Below are 15,236 nucleotides of genomic sequence, written 5' to 3' on the forward strand. Positions count from 1 at the left end.
CCATAAATAATATTTATGAATAAGCAATAATTATATATTTGTTTTATGTATAGTTTACCAGTAATTTAAGTATAGAGGTGATTGAATGGAAATTTTACTACATGAATGGTTAACAGTAAAAGGAGTTATTTTATTTACAATTGGTTTACTCGCAGCCATAATAGGCGTTCTTTTTGGTGCAGCAGGCTTTATTTTGATGCCTTCATTGTTGCTCGTAGGCATTCCAATTCATACAACCGTTGCCATTAATAAATTTGCGACAGGCTTATCAGCCCTATCAAATGTTGTTTCATTTGTCATAAAAGGACATTTATCTGTAAAAAAGTATTTTTCTTTCATGTTTGTTGCTAGTATAGGTGGAGTATTTGGGGCATTATTCGCAATCCTCTTATCGGAACAAATCATGAATGTCGTCGCTTGTATAAGCTTAATTTTTGCATTTCTGATTGTCCTTTGCAGTAATAAATGGATTGTCAAAGATGTAAAAGAAACAGAGGAACAACCCTTGAACAAGCTTATTCCATTTGCAATTTCCATATATGACGGTGGTTTTGGACCAGGCTCAGCTCTAATGAATATAACCTATTTCTTGAAAAAACAATACCATTATTTAAAAGCAGTCGAGTTAACAAGAATGCTCTCGTTATCAAGCTGTACAGGTGCTTTTCTCTTTTATTACTTTACTGGCATTTTTAATTGGGGAATTGCTATCCCTGTTTCACTTGGCTCTATTGCTGGCTCTTTCTTTGGTTTAAAGATCGTTCCGTATATCCAAACAAAATGGATTCAAATTATTTTACCAATCATTTTTTTGTTCTTAATTGTTCAAGTAGTGTCGGATTTAATAAAATAAACGAAACAAGTCCTACCTTTTTTGCCCCCAAATTTAAGGACATCTAAGGTGGAGCTTGTTTAGAATCCGAAATTTACGACTGTTAGTATAATAGAGGAACACAATAATAATTTGCCTATTTTTTATTTATCTACCGCCACTCACATGTATAATTTCTCCAAGGATGTAATTTGAGGCATCAGAAGAAAGGAAGGCAATTACTTCTGCTATCTCTTTAGGCGCTGCAGCTCGTTTAATTGGTACAGCGGAAGCCATCCGTTCTAGCCGATTGTCGCCAGGAGCAAATTTATCGTGAAAGGGTGTCTCTACCATTCCAGGCGCTACCCCGTTCACGATAATTCCATATTCAATTAATTCTCTGGACATACCAATCGTCATTGTATTGATAGCTCCCTTAGCAGATGCATAATGAATACTTTCCCCTGCCCCACCAATACGTGCAGCTGCAGAAGAGACATTAATAATTTTTCCGCATTTCTTCGGAATCATATGTCTTAATACAGCTTGAGAGCATAAGAGCACACTATTGACATTTAGCTTGAACGTTTCTTCCCATAGCTCTTCACTCATCTCCATAAAAGTACTTTGACGGATGCCGCCTCCAGCGTTATTCACTAAAACATCAATCGTGCCGAATGTAGAAATAGCCTGCTCAATCATTGCGTTCACTTCTTCTTTATTCACAATATTAGCTTGAATAGCAATGGCGTCTCCACCTTGTTCTTGAATTCGTTGGACAGCTTCGTTGGCACCTTCCACATTTGTATGATAATTGATAATTACTTTAGCCCCGTGTTTTGCCACTAGCTCAGCCGTGGCAAATCCAATCCCAGAGCTTGCACCTGTGATAAGAATAACCTTTCCTGACAAGTTATGCATAGCGTCCCCCCCTAACGTTTTTAATAGTAATTCGTTCATAAACAACTAATGCTCACGCACCACGATAGTTAATTATATGGTTCTACTACTAGTATATTTTTTAATGATCGTAACTAAAATCGCCAGAATAAATACAATCAAACTATTAATGAGTAAGTAATAGGCAATGTTCAATCCATAGAATAACGCAAAGGGATCACGAATAATAATTAGTGCTAATACACTTCCTAGTCCACCAAACACACCTGCCAGTAGTAAAATGATAAAAGCAGCATTATATAGATTTTTCTTTTTTTTGTAGAATACAAACCCAATCACATTTGCAACAACAATTAAAAAGCCTATCAGTATGAAGAAAAAACCTTCCATTCAACTCCCTCTTTTCAAAACGATTTTGTCATGGGATAACTATTTCTTCCCCCTTGAATTAAAGTGGTCCACCCTCAAAACCAATAGGCCAACCATTTTCTTTAAATTTCACTTTATACTGAAACTCAAAGTGACCCTCATAAATAAAAGCTAAACTAAAGCCTGAAAAGATATAACTATCGAAGTTAGCCATATTTCCAAAGCTTATTGTGGATAAATAATAACTGTTTATTTCTTGATTAGGAAAAAACTTATGTAAATACGCCAATGCGCGGCTTATATGTAAATGGAGTTCATCGAAAATTCTTTCTGCTAGTTCGATTATTCTCACCTCAGGATTTTCATTATTTCCTTGGATAATAATCTCTACATCCTCCCATTCCCCAATATTCATGCTGTATAACCACTGTTCCTGAATAAGATACTTTTCTTTATTGTATACAGGGGGATTGACTAGGTTTAATTCTTTGATGTCATCTTTAGTCAACGGTTTTGCAAGAATAAGCTTATTCTGCAAAATGTCTTTTATATTAGAGACCGTATATTTTGATTTGTTTAATTCTAAAGAGTCCATTTTCCACCTCCGTTTAAAGTAAGTTTACTTAAATTATACCATCATCGCTCTACAACCATTGTAAGTTCAAAAAGAAAAAAGAGCTAGCTATGTAACTAATTCTAGAAAAGATAACCGCTTCGAATCTAAACATATCGTTACCCCTGTTTTGACTAAATCAAGTGTCACTTTAATCTATCATCTATCAAGTTGTTCAGAAAAGAAGCCCCCAACCCTTGCAGTCAAAATAGCAAAACAGCTATTCAAAAAGGTTCGTCTTTTTGAACAGCTGCTGCATTTTATTGCAATGGAATGTTTACTTCAATATTTTCACCAATCGGATTAGGGTAATAGTTTAAATATAGCTTAGCTTTTCCATTATATTCTTCAAATTGTGATGTCTCCACTACATACTGCTCGTCTCGAGAAATAGTCAAACTTTTGAATTCTAATGGCGTGCCATCTTCTTTTATGGCGTCAGAGAGCATTAATAATTTGCCTTCATTATTTTTTTTCATCTTAACCGCTACACTTTGCTGCACTATTGAAATGTCCCCCTTAAAATAAGTAGGCTTCGTGAGTATCTCTTTTGTGCCAAAATCAACTTCGATAAAATCCTCACCCTTTGGCACAGCTTGAACGGCGCCAATCATAACCGTCAATGACGCTGGATCATCGAAATAATTACTTTGCAAATAGAGCGTAAATTTGCCATCGCGAATATTCCCGTCTGTTGAAATGTCATTTCTAATACTTTCTCTACGTTCACCGCTTTCTGTCATGATGGCAACATCATCTAGCGCTAATAGTTGCATTGTATTATCTTTGGCTACCTCAATATCGAGTGCCACTTTTAATGGCGAACGACGAATTTGTGTAATCGTAAATTTCTGCCCATTGACATCGATCGTACGATTTGCAGTAAAAATTTTCTCCTTTGCGATGTCGTTTTTCAGTGAAAACGGTAAAGATATTACAATGTTACCTTTCTCTTCATCCTGAAAGTGAAAGACTGCTTTAAAATCCTTGGAAGTATAGGCGATAGGCTTTAAAAAACTATATTTCACAGATGAAGAGATGTATGTTTGATTGCTAGCATTCATGGTAAACGTACAGCCGCATTCAATCTCCTCAGCTCCTTGAAACAATTGAACTTTCTCTAAGTTTAATTTTGAAATATCAAATGAGGCATCAGCGTCATAGAACAGGACAAATCCTAAATTGTCGGCAATCACGCCCTGCAATGTAAGTGCTAGACCTTTTCTAGATTGCGTCACATTGATTTCTTCATAGTATTCATGGTCTACAATATCTTTTATTCCTTTATCTATTGCAATCGCTGTTACAATTGCTTGAAAGCCGGGTATTTTGGCAACTTGGCTAGCAATCGTTGGCGAGACGCGAATTGAAAAGAGAAGGCTTAGGCAAAGCATGGAGATGCATGCAACCGAAACAATGCGCTTCTTTCTTCTTTTTTCTTGTTGAACCTTTCGCAACATGTTCATGCGAACTTGTTGCAGTTTCTCCTTTGGAACGTCAATTAATGGTTTACTCATAGCCAGTCCTCCTTTTCTCTAGCAAAGCTTCTAAGCTTCTTTAAAATGTGATGAAGCTTCGATTTCACAGTACCCTCAGGAATTTGATTGAGCTCAGCAATTTCTTTATTTTTCAATTGCTGGAAATACTTCATATAGACGAGTTGCTGCTCTGACAAAGATAAATGTTCCAATAATCTCTCCATATCTGAGTAGATGACCCATTCAGATAAGTGGTGTTCCTCAATCTGAACAGTCGGCGGACGTTTTCGTAAATGGTCTTTACAGCAATTGATTAAGACGCGCACAAGCCATGTTCTGGCATATTCGTGCTGTTGAACGGTATGCATTTTTTTGAGTGCCTTGTAAACAAGCTCCTGCATCACGTCCATAGCATCTTGCTCATTTTTCATATATGTAAAGGCCATGCGATATAAAATATCCTCATCCATTTCAATCAGTGAAAGTATCGCTTCTTGATCTCCACGTATAGCACGCTGCTCTAATTCAAATTTCATCCTTTTTCGCCTCCTTCTCTCATTAGACTCAACATTGTTGCATTTCGTTCAAAATTTTTGAAACTTTTTAGGGAACTGTCATTCATCTCCCCATTAATAGTAAGAAGCGATTGCTCTAATTGAACAATCGCCTCTTCCCCTTACCTGTATGTATTGGTAAAAATTAAACACCATAATGAATCATCCATTTATCTTGTTTTATTGCTTCAGCTATTTTTTTGATTAATTCTTCAAGTTCTGCAGATTGGTACTCGACATTGGCTTCACTCACCATATTTAAAAATTGTTTATGAGAGCTTGGTGGTATCAAGGTTATCCCCCAATAGGCGAGACTTTTAAATGGCCTATTTGTGTTGTGTGCAAAAGTTTCGAGGTGATGTATTTTTTTGCCAAAATCCTTAGAAAGCAGTTCATCAAAGAGGTCACCATCTACACCGATGCAATTGTATTTTTCAGGTTCATAAGCAGCATACTCCTTGTCTTTTTCTATACAAGCAATGATTCCAAACTCATGAATGTATGGCATAGTATCGCAACCCCCAATTCCCTTATTGCCCAGCTAATGATTATGTTTCTTGCAAGAGAATCTTTGCAAGACGAAAAATGCCTTCCTCAATGGCTTGCTCATCAATTTTAGCAAAGCCTAGTACCCATCCTTTTCGAGTATTTTCTAAGCAATACTTGCTCAGTGGATAAACACGTATCCCATTTTCGAGTGCGAGGTTCGTCATTGCTTCTTCATCAAACGATTCTTCCGCCTCAAGAAGCATATGCAAACCCGTTTCAATGCCACTTAGCTTGAAACGTTCGGCTAGTCCTGTCACCATGATTGCCTTTGTCATCGCTTCATGTCTACGTCGATAGACATTTCTGGTTCTCCTCATATGACGCATAAAATGACCGTGCTCAATAAAATGAGCAAGCGTTAATTGCTCCATAATGGGAAGATGCCGATAGGTTAATTGTTGTACTTGCGCAAGCTGGCGAATAGCATCTTTGGGGCCGATAACAGCCGATATTCGTATGCCAGGAGCAACCATTTTAGAAAAACTCATCATATATAATGTGTTGTGAGGTTGTTGGCTAAACAAGGTAGGAAGCGGGCCACCTCGATACCTGAACTCACCATCATAATCATCTTCTACAATCCAGAATTGATTTTTCGCGGATTTTTGCAGCAATTGTTGTTTGCGTGGCTCAGACATTATGACACCAACCGCACATTGGTGAGAAGGTGTAACAAAAATAAGCTTGGTTTGTGGATCAATCTGCTCTACTTGTACGCCATACTCATCCACGGGTACAGCAACAACATTCATACGCCGATATTTCATGGTCATCCAGGCTGCAGGAAAGCCTGGATCTTCCACAGAAACCGTTTCTCCTTCCTTAAGAAGGGCTTGGGCAATCAGATCGATACTATGCTGTGCGCCAGAGGTTAAGATGATTTGGTCAATCTCTACATGTACACCTCTTTCAAATGTCAGGTAACGTTGAATCTGTTCACGGAGCGGTGTGAAACCGTAGGCATCGCCATAGCCCCAATTGGTCAGATCTGTTTCTGCTGAAGCCTGTAAAAACGATTGTCGCCAAGTTTTTCGGAAATGCTCGTCCAAATACGGCTCATGGGGACAAAAATCGATTGCGACGTTTCCATTTTCTTTGCCTCTAAACCAACTGTTTAATTCATCAACTGCCACGTTTAATAAAGGTAATGTTGGCGTAGATGGTCCTTGAGGAATCACCTCTTCTGCCAAGTTGGTTTTAAATCCCCATTCACTTACTCTTGTTCCTCCACGCCAATTTGTCACAGTATATCCTCGACTAAATAATTCCTCATAAACAATTTGTATGGTTGAGCGTGAAACACCTACTAATAAGGCGAGTTCTCGGGATGGAGGAAGTAACTCCCCTGGTGGCCATTTGCCTGTTGTAATATGATGAATAGCTTGGTCAAGTAACTGTTGCCATATAGGATTTTTATCGTCTCGGTTAACTTGTAACATTCAATTCACTTCCAGTTAGAATAGAGATTGTTAAAATATGAGAAAATTAATAATTTTGTACAGTCAATAATTATTATACTATCAAATCGATCATTTTATAGATATAGGATGTTTGTAGTCCACTTTGCATCATCTAATTACACGACATCCTTTTAAAGGCTACATCCGCAGCATGAATCGTTCTATCAATATCATGTATGGAATGAGCAGTCGAGATAAATATGCTTTCATATTGAGAAGGAGGTAGAAGTATACCCTGTTTAAGCATTTCTTTATAAAAACGGCGAAACATCTCAGCATCTATTTTTTGAGCATCATCAAAATTTTGTAAGGGATGATCGATGAATGCGTAGCCAATCATTGTCCCAGCTTTCGTTGTTTTAAGTGGAATATGATTGTTATGAGCTACTTTTGATAAGCCTTGAATAAGCCGCTCTGCTAACGCTTCGATATACGTATAACTGTTATGATTTAATTTATTGATTGTGGTATACCCTGCTACCATAGCGATTGGATTACCCGATAAGGTTCCAGCCTGATAAATACTACCTTCAGGTGCAATGTGATTCATGATTTCTTTTTTTCCACCATATGCCCCAACAGGCATCCCTCCACCAATGATCTTTCCTAAACATGTTAAGTCTGGTTTTATGTTATAAAGCCCTTGAGCAGAGTGGTAATCTATACGAAAACCAGTCATGACCTCATCGAGTATAAATAGTCCACCATACTTTGTAGTGAAAGAACGTATTGCTTGAAGAAATTCAGGGTTAGCTGGTATTCCCGCCATATTGCCTGCAAACGGTTCTACGATGACTGCTGCTATTTGTGAGCCATATTTATCAAAGATCTTTTTCAGGACTTCGATATTATTATAAGGTATGGAGATTGTATGCTTAGTGATCTCTATAGGTACACCCAGACTATCAGGAAGGCTGAAGGTAGCAATTCCTGAGCCTGCCTTTACTAATAGATGATCACTGTGCCCATGATAGTTTCCATCAAATTTCACAATCATGTCTTTGCCAGTAAAGCCTCTAGCTAGTCTAATGGCGCTCATTGTCGCTTCTGTACCCGAATTAACCATTCGAATCTTCTCTATGGAAGGTATGCGAGTAGCTATTAATGTTGCCAGCTTATTTTCTTGTAAAGTTGGCAAGCCAAAACTTGTCCCCCTCTTGATGGCTTCAAGAAGTGCATCTGAAACTTCCTTATCTGCATGTCCATGAATTAATGGCCCCCAAGATAGAACATAATCTATATAGCGATTGCCATCAATATCATATATGTTTGAGCCTTTCCCGTGACTCATAAAAATTGGCTCCATCCCAACTGATTGAAATGCTCTCACTGGGCTATTTACCCCACCAGGCATAAGTTTTTTTGCTATTTCGAAGGCTTCTATTGATTTTGTCGTATCGATGTTAAAAACCACCTTTCGTAGTGATATTATCTTTGTCTGATTTGTTGTCCCTCATTTATACTTTGCTGTTTTCTGAGCAATGGAACATTCATTAATAAATGTGCGCCCAAACCAGCTACAAGCCCCCAAAATGCCCCGCCAACTCCAAGTAAAGTAACATTTGCGGCTGTTGCCAAAAAAGTAATGAGTGCTGTTTCGCGTCCAATAGGATTTGTTAAAGCATTGGCAAGGCTACTACCAATTGTGCCTAGCAACGCTAATCCCGCTAATGTTGCAATGAACGTAGCTGGGAGAATTAAAAACAATGCAGCCAATGTTACCCCAAAAATTCCGACAATTATATAAAAAATGCCACAAACAATACCTGCAATATAACGTTTTCTTGAATCCTCATGAGCGTCCTTCCCCGTACAGATAGCTGCTGTAATTGCTGCTATGTTAAAAGCATGCGATCCAAAGGGTGCTGTCAGGAGTGATCCCAATCCTGTTACAATCAAAATCGGATTGGCACTCGTTTTAAATCCATCATTTCGCAACACTAACATGCCTGGCATGTACTGTCCTGTTAAGGTAATAATAAAAAGCGGCAAAGCGACACCCAATAATGCATGTAGAGAAAACGTTGGCGTAACAAATACAGGAGACGCGAAGGCTAACTCGATATGGCTGAAATCTACCTGCCCCATACTTATTAAATAAATCAAGCCAATGACTAGAATACCGACAATTGCATAGCGAGATGTAAACCTTCTTAGTACGATATACGTAGTAAACAGGACGATGACAAGTAAAGGTTCCACTTTCGCACCACCAAAGGCTGAAATACCAAATTGTAATAAAATACCTGCCAGTAGACCTGACGCAATACCTGGAGGAATAAGTTGGACAAAACGTTCGAACATGCCTGATAAACCTAACAAAACAAATGCTATTGCAGAAATAATATAAGCTCCAATGGCTTCAGCATATGGGGTAACAGCTAAAGCTGAAACAAGAAACGCCACGCCTGGTGTTGACCAAGCTGTAATAATGGGTTCACGATATCGGTAACTTAGCCAGATACCCGTTACCCCCACACCAATGGAAATCGACCATATCCATGATGCAGTCATTTCTGGACTTAGACCGGCAACCTTGGCAGCCTGAAACACCAAGATAAAAGTGCCCCCATAGTTAACTAAGACAGATATAAAAGCAGCGATGGTGGGCGACAGGAAATCCCGTACATTCAGTGAAACGTATGTTGAGTTCATACACTTTCCTACCTTTCTACAAATTATTTAATCTCTTCTTCATACTAGAAATTCATCACGTATTCTCGTCCTTTAAGGACTGTTCCCTTGTGGAATGTCAATTTCCTATTGTCATTAGCCCTCTTTATGCAATGATTCCAAGTAACGCTTTACTTGCCGCTATTTGATAAAATGTCAATCTACCTGAACTAAACAGTAGCACTTCCCCTCCTTGCTAATAAATGAACGGTCTTAGCATAACGTAATACGGATTGATAAAAAACATCCAAAACTACGAATTTTAGCAGTCCATAAAATTAGGTACAATAAAAAAATACTATCCTTATATTGTAGTTTTAAAAAAGAATTGAACGTTTAAAACAAAGATTGATTATTCATTTTAAAGTTTGATTAAAAGTCCTGTGTTGCTATGTAGGATTCTTTTGTTCAACAAACGGGCCAGATGTGGAACTAGGAAAAGCGTCTTTTTACAAATAAAAAAGATTGAGTTGAACGTATTCTTTTGTAATAATTGGTATTAATCAATAAGTTAATTAATGAAATAAGATTCAATAGAAAAATATAGGAGTGTGTCCATGGATAAAAATGAATTAATATCACTATTTCACAAAGAACTTCGACAAGAGGCTCAAGTAAAAGGTTACATAAGAGAGGAAACGGAGCATGTTGTGCGTCACATTTCACAATTTGGTGAAAAAGGGTTCATAATCTCATCTAATGTAAACGAAGGTGATGTAAGAGAAATTATTAAGAACGAGTTAAACTATTTTAGTAACATTGAGCAGGATTTTGAGTGGAAGGTGTATAGCTACGACAAGCCTGATAATTTGAAAGATATTCTTAAACAAGAAGATTTCACAATAGATGATCCTGAAGCAGTAATGGTCATGAAGTTAGATAATCAGCACCCCTTGCTTAATAATGACCAACACTTCAATTTAAAGGAAATAACAGATGAACAAGGCATTCAAGACATTATTGTACTAGAAGATGCCATCTGGAATGTATCGCATGCTGAGCTGGGGAAAAGACTTTGGAGAGATAAACAGAATAATCCTGAATCCCTATACATTTATGGAATTTATGAAGATGGTCAGCTGGTAAGTGCTGCTTGGATGTACTTGGAAAAAAACTCCTCCTTTGCTAGCTTATGGGGAGGTTCAACGCTACCGTTGTTCCGAGGAAAAGGTTACTATACAGCACTTTTAGCTACTCGTGCAAAAAAGGCATATGAAAATGGGCATCCTTTCCTTACTGTTGACGCCAGTCCAATGAGTGAACCTATCCTAGAAAAGTGTGGTTTTCTATGTCTTGCATACTCTTATGGCTGCCAGTCACCTTCTACCAAGTAGAAGAGCATCTTATTATAAAACTAGCAAATAGAAGTTCATGTGTTATTTCGTTTAAGGGCGCTTTTCTGTAATAAGTTAAGCGTCTTTATTCATGAAAAGGCTATATTATTGAATAACTTTCTGGTTTACCAAACGTCGCTTTGGAGACGTTTCTTGAAAAGATTAATGTTATAATCTGTATGAAACTAACAAAAAACAGGAGATTGAGGTTATGCAATATAAGGTTTGGAATGGTGCATCAGCAATTATTATTAAAGGTAATAGTGTCATTAATGATTCGTACAAAAAATTCAAATAGTTGGAGCATTCCTTCAGAGGGAGTAGAAGTTGGCGAAACCGCAGAGGAAGCTTGAATACGTGAAATTGCAGAAGAAACTGGTTATGAAGCTAAGATAGTTAAAGAATTACATACAAAAAAACAATTATCAAAGAATATAAAGTAACAACGCAATACTTTTTATGTAAAATTACTGGTGGTGAAATTCAATATCAAGATCCTGATGAAGAAATTGAGGAAATTTCGTGGAAGAATAGTAATGAAATTTCAAGATTAATTCATACTTATCCAGAAGACCAAGAAGTTATTGAACAATTATTATCTAAGTTCTCTTAAAAAAATCTTCAACAAACGGGCGCAATTTTGGAACAACATAGCTGAAGAATGTTCAAACTTTTTTATAAAAATCTCATACTTATCTAAAGAGAGTAACTCCATTTTGATCAATCTTTTTCAAAATGGAGTTTTTGATGTTGCTATTAGATAAGGATTAAGGGATATTTTTTAATCCATCTTTATTCTAGTTTACTGTGATTTGATTTACCAATTTCTAGAACCAATACTATGTATGTGGGATTTTCTCAATATTGAACATCTCCCCTAAGGCAATTGGATTTTCTTTCCCGGTAATATGTTGAGGATCAATACGGTAAACTTGAACAGGCCCTCCGAAAACGGCTGATCGATATTTATCCACGTGTTGCTGGGATAAGGGGCGATTATAGTAACCAGGTACATATTTATTTATCATTTCTTGCAACATGTGTGTCGCTTCATTCAAATCCAAAATAGGCTGAGCCTTGCCAAAAACCATGACACTCATATAAGCCGTGTCCGTTTTTGCAGGTACTGGATTTGTAATGGTTCCATATTCATCGCAAACCGTAAAGCAAACCTCTGGATTCTCTTCCATCACTTGATTTCGTCTCCCGCCAGTGGCTCCATGGAAATAAAGCACTCCATTTGTCCACACAAAATTAAGGGGGACAACATACGGCAAATGACCATCAACCATACCCAAATGCCCAATGCGAGCTTGCTGCAAAAATGCATCAATTTTGTTCTTGTCCAACACTTCTCTGACTTTATAACGTACCTTATCCATTGTTATCACTCCTACTTGTAGTATGATGTGATTTTATCAACCTTTGGATTGAATAAAAACGTCCATAACTACAGCAATTAAGCAATCCATTTTCCAACTTGAAACAAAGACAAAACCACCGTTCAACAAAGAATGCTCAAACGATGGTTCTATTTTTAGGAGATAGGTAATTATAAGCTTATTGGCTGACTAACTTTGCTATATTTGCCTTCAAAGAACGCAAGTGGTGAACCATCGCTCATCTCAATATCGGTTACTTCTCCAATAAAGAGTGTATGGTCTCCTGCAATTTGTTTGCTATGAACATTACATACAATATTTGCTAATGCATTTTTTAATACCGGTAGCCCATTTACCCAGTCAAATTCAACTTCACGTTCTTCTTTAATTTGTCCTGCAAAATGCATGGATAGCTCTTTTTGTTCCTCTGATAATATATTCACAGCAAATTTGCCTGAAGTATTAATCTTATCTAGCATTCTAGCTTTTTCGCCAATGGATATTAAGACTAATTTCGGGTCAAGCGAAACGGACATAAATGCGTTTGCTGTCATACCGTGTGCTTCCCCTTCAATCACAGTCGTAATTACTGTTACCCCTGTAGCAAATTTACCCATTGCATTTCTAAAAGTTCTATCATCCATCATGTTATTTCCTCCTTAAAATTCCTGATTTTATTATTTGAATATTCCGATATAAAAAGCTATTTAATAACCAATTCCTTTTGAGGCAATGATTGCTCCACTAAGCTCTCTTCTATTACTGGCGCTTTGCGTAAAAATGTAGCAGAGATAAAGGAAGCCACTGACAGAATCACAATGAAAATAGCGAGTGGAATCCAGGAGTTATTGTAAGTGCTAAGTAAAACTGTCGCAATCATAGGAGCAGTTCCTCCAAACAACGCCGACCCTGCTTGATAACCAAGTGTTATTCCTGTATAACCGACATTTGTACTAAACATTTCTGTAAACATGGTGCCAATTATACTGGCAATAGCTGACCATAGAATGCCTAAACCGATAATAGAAGCGGCATAAGCCCAAAACGTTGATGCTGTTGATAATAAATAATAGTAAGGGAAAGAGAATAACGCAATTCCTGCCGCTCCCATCATGAATAGGCGTTTACGTCCCAGTACGTCAGATATTTTCCCCATGACTGGAATACACAATGTCGTCACAATAGTTGCAACAGTAATAATATTCAGTGCTGTAGTCCTTGAGAAACCAATGTTATCTGTCGCATAGGAGATAAAAAATGTTGTGAAAACATAGAATGGACCCACTTCCACACATTTTGCCCCTAAGGAAATTAATACAGCTTTCCAATGATAACGTAATGTCTCAAAAAGGGGTACTTTTACAACATTGCCTTTTTGCTTTTCTTCACTAAATGCCGATGTCTCCTCGATGCCACGGCGAATCCAGAATCCCGTAATCACTAGAACGGCACTTAATAGAAAAGGAAGTCTCCATCCCCATGAAAGAAATTGCTCCTCTGGAAGCAAACTGACGATTGAAATAGCCGTTGTGCCAAGTAGCATACCTAGAGGAATTCCCATTGCAGGAAAACTTCCAAAGAATCCTCGTTTTTCTTTTGGTGCATTTTCAACTGCTAGGAGAACAGCTCCTCCCCATTCCCCACCAACAGCTATACCTTGGAGGAGTCTCAAGAATACTAGTAGAATAGGCGCGAAAATGCCGATTGAACTATATGTTGGTAGCAAGCCTATACATACGGTTGAAATCCCCATTAATAAAAGTGAAACAACAAGGGTGTTTTTCCTTCCAAATTTATCGCCCATATGACTAAAAATGAGCCCCCCAAGAGGTCGAATGAAAAACGTTACACCAAACGAAGCATAAGCGAGTAACAAACTTACATATGGATCATGGCTTGGGAAAAATAATTTATTGAAGACAAGTGCTGCCACGGTACCATAAAGAAAGAAATCGTAAAATTCAATTGTACTGCCAACTAAACTAGCGAATAATACTTTTCGGGAACTTGCAGTTGATTTTTCTTTTCCCATTCATCACATTCCCCCAACAATTTGTTTTTTAAATACAGATTTGTGGATAAACTTTAATTCCAAATAGGGATTGTATCCATATAAGCGACTCTGTTAAAAAATTTCACCGTTATTTCCTTTTGGTGTACCTCTTTCAATCTTTCTAATTTATTACTAAGCAGTTCAAATCTGATTTCGTGAGAGCTATTATGGTTTAAAAAACCTTGAATGGTTTTACAGTCATCAGTAATCTCTACTTTGTATAAACCTTGTTTTGGCAAAACATATTTACCCTGAATTTGAAAAGCCATACTATTCAATCGCGGTTGTCTATCCAAATCTTTCGGATAATTTATAAATCCTTTTACTTCATAATGTTTGCCCAAGTAGTATGGAACTAGGTGAACATCCCCTTCACTTATTAACTCTCTAATGAATGTTGAACTTATTTTGTTATCATTCGTGACCCTTTTGGAGATCACTGTCACTTTAAAGGGATTGTATCTACTAGCCTTGCGCAAATAATTTACATTGCCTTGCGCTTTATAGCCAAAGTTAAAGTCAAAGCCCACAACAATGTGTGTAGCATGGAGCTTGATGATATATTGGTTAATAAATTCACTTGCAGGAAGTGAAGCGAAAAGCGATGTGAATTTCATGACAAAAACTTTATCAACACCGATTTGAGACATTTCTTCAAGCTTAGAAGACAAAGGGGTTAAATATTTTCTATCTGTTTCACCTTTGATAATCTCACTAGGGTGAGGATCAAAAGTCATGACTGATAATTTACAGTTATTTTTATGAGCAATTTTCTTTGCTTGCTGCAGTAAAAATTGATGGCCTATATGAACACCATCGAAAAAGCCTAACGCCATTACATGGGGTTCTTGTATGTCAAAATGCTCCTTCATTGGATGTGTTAAATGGATAATTTCCACTACGCTTCACCTTCCTTACAAGTTAGCTAATCTTTAATGTATACTGTACTGTGTATACATTGATGAACAATAAAAATGTAGAAGTTTATATGCATCAGAGGCAATTTTAGATGAGATTCTTGACCCCATCTAAAAAATTAGCTTCTCTAATATTGAATCGC

At 37.3% G+C, this 15,236-nt stretch carries 16 protein-coding genes; 3 read left to right on the forward strand and 13 right to left on the reverse strand.

The features are described 5' to 3' along the window. The first annotated feature begins 85 nt into the window (after positions 1-85). Positions 86-853 carry a sulfite exporter TauE/SafE family protein gene (locus C7B89_RS10215; protein WP_115673642.1) on the forward strand — a complete coding sequence of 256 codons (768 nt, stop codon included), beginning with the start codon at positions 86-88 and terminating at the stop codon, positions 851-853. A gap of 126 nt (positions 854-979) precedes the next feature. Here the strand turns inward: C7B89_RS10215 and C7B89_RS10220 are convergent, their stop codons facing one another. The 9 genes from C7B89_RS10220 to C7B89_RS10260 form a co-directional block, all read right to left on the reverse strand. Next, positions 980-1,732, reverse strand: coding sequence for an SDR family NAD(P)-dependent oxidoreductase (locus C7B89_RS10220; protein ID WP_115673643.1), 753 nt, complete (start codon positions 1,730-1,732; stop codon positions 980-982). A gap of 72 nt (positions 1,733-1,804) precedes the next feature. Then, positions 1,805-2,101, reverse strand: coding sequence for a hypothetical protein (locus C7B89_RS10225; RefSeq protein ID WP_048393027.1), 297 nt, complete (start codon positions 2,099-2,101; stop codon positions 1,805-1,807). Between the two features lie 58 nt (positions 2,102-2,159). After that, entirely contained in the window at positions 2,160-2,675 is a 516-nt protein-coding gene (locus tag C7B89_RS10230; RefSeq protein ID WP_054550220.1) for a hypothetical protein, read from the reverse strand. A gap of 278 nt (positions 2,676-2,953) precedes the next feature. After that, positions 2,954-4,210 (reverse strand): DUF4179 domain-containing protein, encoded by a 1,257-nt coding sequence (locus tag C7B89_RS10235; RefSeq protein ID WP_115673644.1) that lies wholly within the window; start codon positions 4,208-4,210, stop codon positions 2,954-2,956. Continuing rightward, positions 4,207-4,707 (reverse strand): sigma-70 family RNA polymerase sigma factor, encoded by a 501-nt coding sequence (locus tag C7B89_RS10240; RefSeq protein ID WP_115673645.1) that lies wholly within the window; start codon positions 4,705-4,707, stop codon positions 4,207-4,209. The genes C7B89_RS10235 and C7B89_RS10240 overlap by 4 nt, the downstream gene beginning before the upstream one ends. Positions 4,708-4,870: 163 nt before the next feature. Then, positions 4,871-5,233 (reverse strand): hypothetical protein, encoded by a 363-nt coding sequence (locus C7B89_RS10245; protein WP_036079224.1) that lies wholly within the window; start codon positions 5,231-5,233, stop codon positions 4,871-4,873. A 40-nt stretch (positions 5,234-5,273) separates the two neighbouring features. Continuing rightward, positions 5,274-6,713 carry a MocR-like pyridoxine biosynthesis transcription factor PdxR gene (pdxR, locus tag C7B89_RS10250; RefSeq protein ID WP_115673646.1) on the reverse strand — a complete coding sequence of 480 codons (1,440 nt, stop codon included), beginning with the start codon at positions 6,711-6,713 and terminating at the stop codon, positions 5,274-5,276. A gap of 133 nt (positions 6,714-6,846) precedes the next feature. Next, positions 6,847-8,148 carry a glutamate-1-semialdehyde 2,1-aminomutase gene (gene hemL / locus C7B89_RS10255; protein ID WP_115673647.1) on the reverse strand — a complete coding sequence of 434 codons (1,302 nt, stop codon included), beginning with the start codon at positions 8,146-8,148 and terminating at the stop codon, positions 6,847-6,849. 14 nt (positions 8,149-8,162) lie between these two features. Further along, entirely contained in the window at positions 8,163-9,389 is a 1,227-nt protein-coding gene (locus C7B89_RS10260) for a benzoate/H(+) symporter BenE family transporter (RefSeq protein WP_081011023.1), read from the reverse strand. A gap of 575 nt (positions 9,390-9,964) precedes the next feature. Between C7B89_RS10260 and C7B89_RS10265 the strand changes: the two genes are divergently transcribed. Together C7B89_RS10265 and C7B89_RS23425 are read left to right on the forward strand one after the other, a co-directional pair. Next, positions 9,965-10,741 carry a GNAT family N-acetyltransferase gene (locus tag C7B89_RS10265; RefSeq protein ID WP_115673648.1) on the forward strand — a complete coding sequence of 259 codons (777 nt, stop codon included), beginning with the start codon at positions 9,965-9,967 and terminating at the stop codon, positions 10,739-10,741. Between the two features lie 230 nt (positions 10,742-10,971). Further along, positions 10,972-11,094, forward strand: a complete 123-nt coding sequence (locus C7B89_RS23425) for an NUDIX hydrolase (RefSeq protein ID WP_279629543.1) — start codon at positions 10,972-10,974, stop codon at positions 11,092-11,094. Positions 11,095-11,580: 486 nt separating this feature from the next. Here C7B89_RS23425 and C7B89_RS10275 read toward each other — a convergent pair whose 3' ends face one another. The 4 genes from C7B89_RS10275 to C7B89_RS10290 form a co-directional block, all read right to left on the reverse strand. Continuing rightward, positions 11,581-12,123, reverse strand: coding sequence for a pyridoxamine 5'-phosphate oxidase family protein (locus tag C7B89_RS10275; RefSeq protein ID WP_115673649.1), 543 nt, complete (start codon positions 12,121-12,123; stop codon positions 11,581-11,583). Between the two features lie 170 nt (positions 12,124-12,293). Next, positions 12,294-12,767 (reverse strand): flavin reductase family protein, encoded by a 474-nt coding sequence (locus tag C7B89_RS10280; RefSeq protein ID WP_048393159.1) that lies wholly within the window; start codon positions 12,765-12,767, stop codon positions 12,294-12,296. Positions 12,768-12,826: 59 nt separating this feature from the next. Continuing rightward, a complete protein-coding gene (locus tag C7B89_RS10285; protein WP_115673650.1) occupies positions 12,827-14,155 on the reverse strand; it encodes an MFS transporter in 1,329 nt (442 codons plus the stop codon). A gap of 53 nt (positions 14,156-14,208) precedes the next feature. Next, positions 14,209-15,075 (reverse strand): FAD synthetase family protein, encoded by an 867-nt coding sequence (locus C7B89_RS10290; protein WP_115673651.1) that lies wholly within the window; start codon positions 15,073-15,075, stop codon positions 14,209-14,211. Positions 15,076-15,236: the final 161 nt, after the last annotated feature.

The sequence above is a fragment of the Lysinibacillus capsici genome, assembly GCF_003367505.1.
In the GTDB taxonomy this organism is placed as follows: Bacteria; Bacillota; Bacilli; order Bacillales_A; family Planococcaceae; genus Lysinibacillus; species Lysinibacillus capsici.

Excerpts from the sequence above, each read along its gene's own strand:
- C7B89_RS10215 (WP_115673642.1), top strand. The coding sequence starts at position 86 with ATGGAAATTTTACTACATGAATGGTTAACAGTAAAAGGAGTTATTTTA.
- C7B89_RS10220 (WP_115673643.1), bottom strand. The coding sequence starts at position 1,732 with ATGCATAACTTGTCAGGAAAGGTTATTCTTATCACAGGTGCAAGCTCT.
- C7B89_RS10225 (WP_048393027.1), bottom strand. The coding sequence starts at position 2,101 with ATGGAAGGTTTTTTCTTCATACTGATAGGCTTTTTAATTGTTGTTGCA.
- C7B89_RS10230 (WP_054550220.1), bottom strand. The coding sequence starts at position 2,675 with ATGGACTCTTTAGAATTAAACAAATCAAAATATACGGTCTCTAATATA.
- C7B89_RS10235 (WP_115673644.1), bottom strand. The coding sequence starts at position 4,210 with ATGAGTAAACCATTAATTGACGTTCCAAAGGAGAAACTGCAACAAGTT.
- C7B89_RS10240 (WP_115673645.1), bottom strand. The coding sequence starts at position 4,707 with ATGAAATTTGAATTAGAGCAGCGTGCTATACGTGGAGATCAAGAAGCG.
- C7B89_RS10245 (WP_036079224.1), bottom strand. The coding sequence starts at position 5,233 with ATGCCATACATTCATGAGTTTGGAATCATTGCTTGTATAGAAAAAGAC.
- pdxR (WP_115673646.1), bottom strand. The coding sequence starts at position 6,713 with ATGTTACAAGTTAACCGAGACGATAAAAATCCTATATGGCAACAGTTA.
- C7B89_RS10260 (WP_081011023.1), bottom strand. The coding sequence starts at position 9,389 with ATGAACTCAACATACGTTTCACTGAATGTACGGGATTTCCTGTCGCCC.
- C7B89_RS10265 (WP_115673648.1), top strand. The coding sequence starts at position 9,965 with ATGGATAAAAATGAATTAATATCACTATTTCACAAAGAACTTCGACAA.
- C7B89_RS23425 (WP_279629543.1), top strand. The coding sequence starts at position 10,972 with ATGGTGCATCAGCAATTATTATTAAAGGTAATAGTGTCATTAATGATT.
- C7B89_RS10275 (WP_115673649.1), bottom strand. The coding sequence starts at position 12,123 with ATGGATAAGGTACGTTATAAAGTCAGAGAAGTGTTGGACAAGAACAAA.
- C7B89_RS10280 (WP_048393159.1), bottom strand. The coding sequence starts at position 12,767 with ATGGATGATAGAACTTTTAGAAATGCAATGGGTAAATTTGCTACAGGG.
- C7B89_RS10285 (WP_115673650.1), bottom strand. The coding sequence starts at position 14,155 with ATGGGAAAAGAAAAATCAACTGCAAGTTCCCGAAAAGTATTATTCGCT.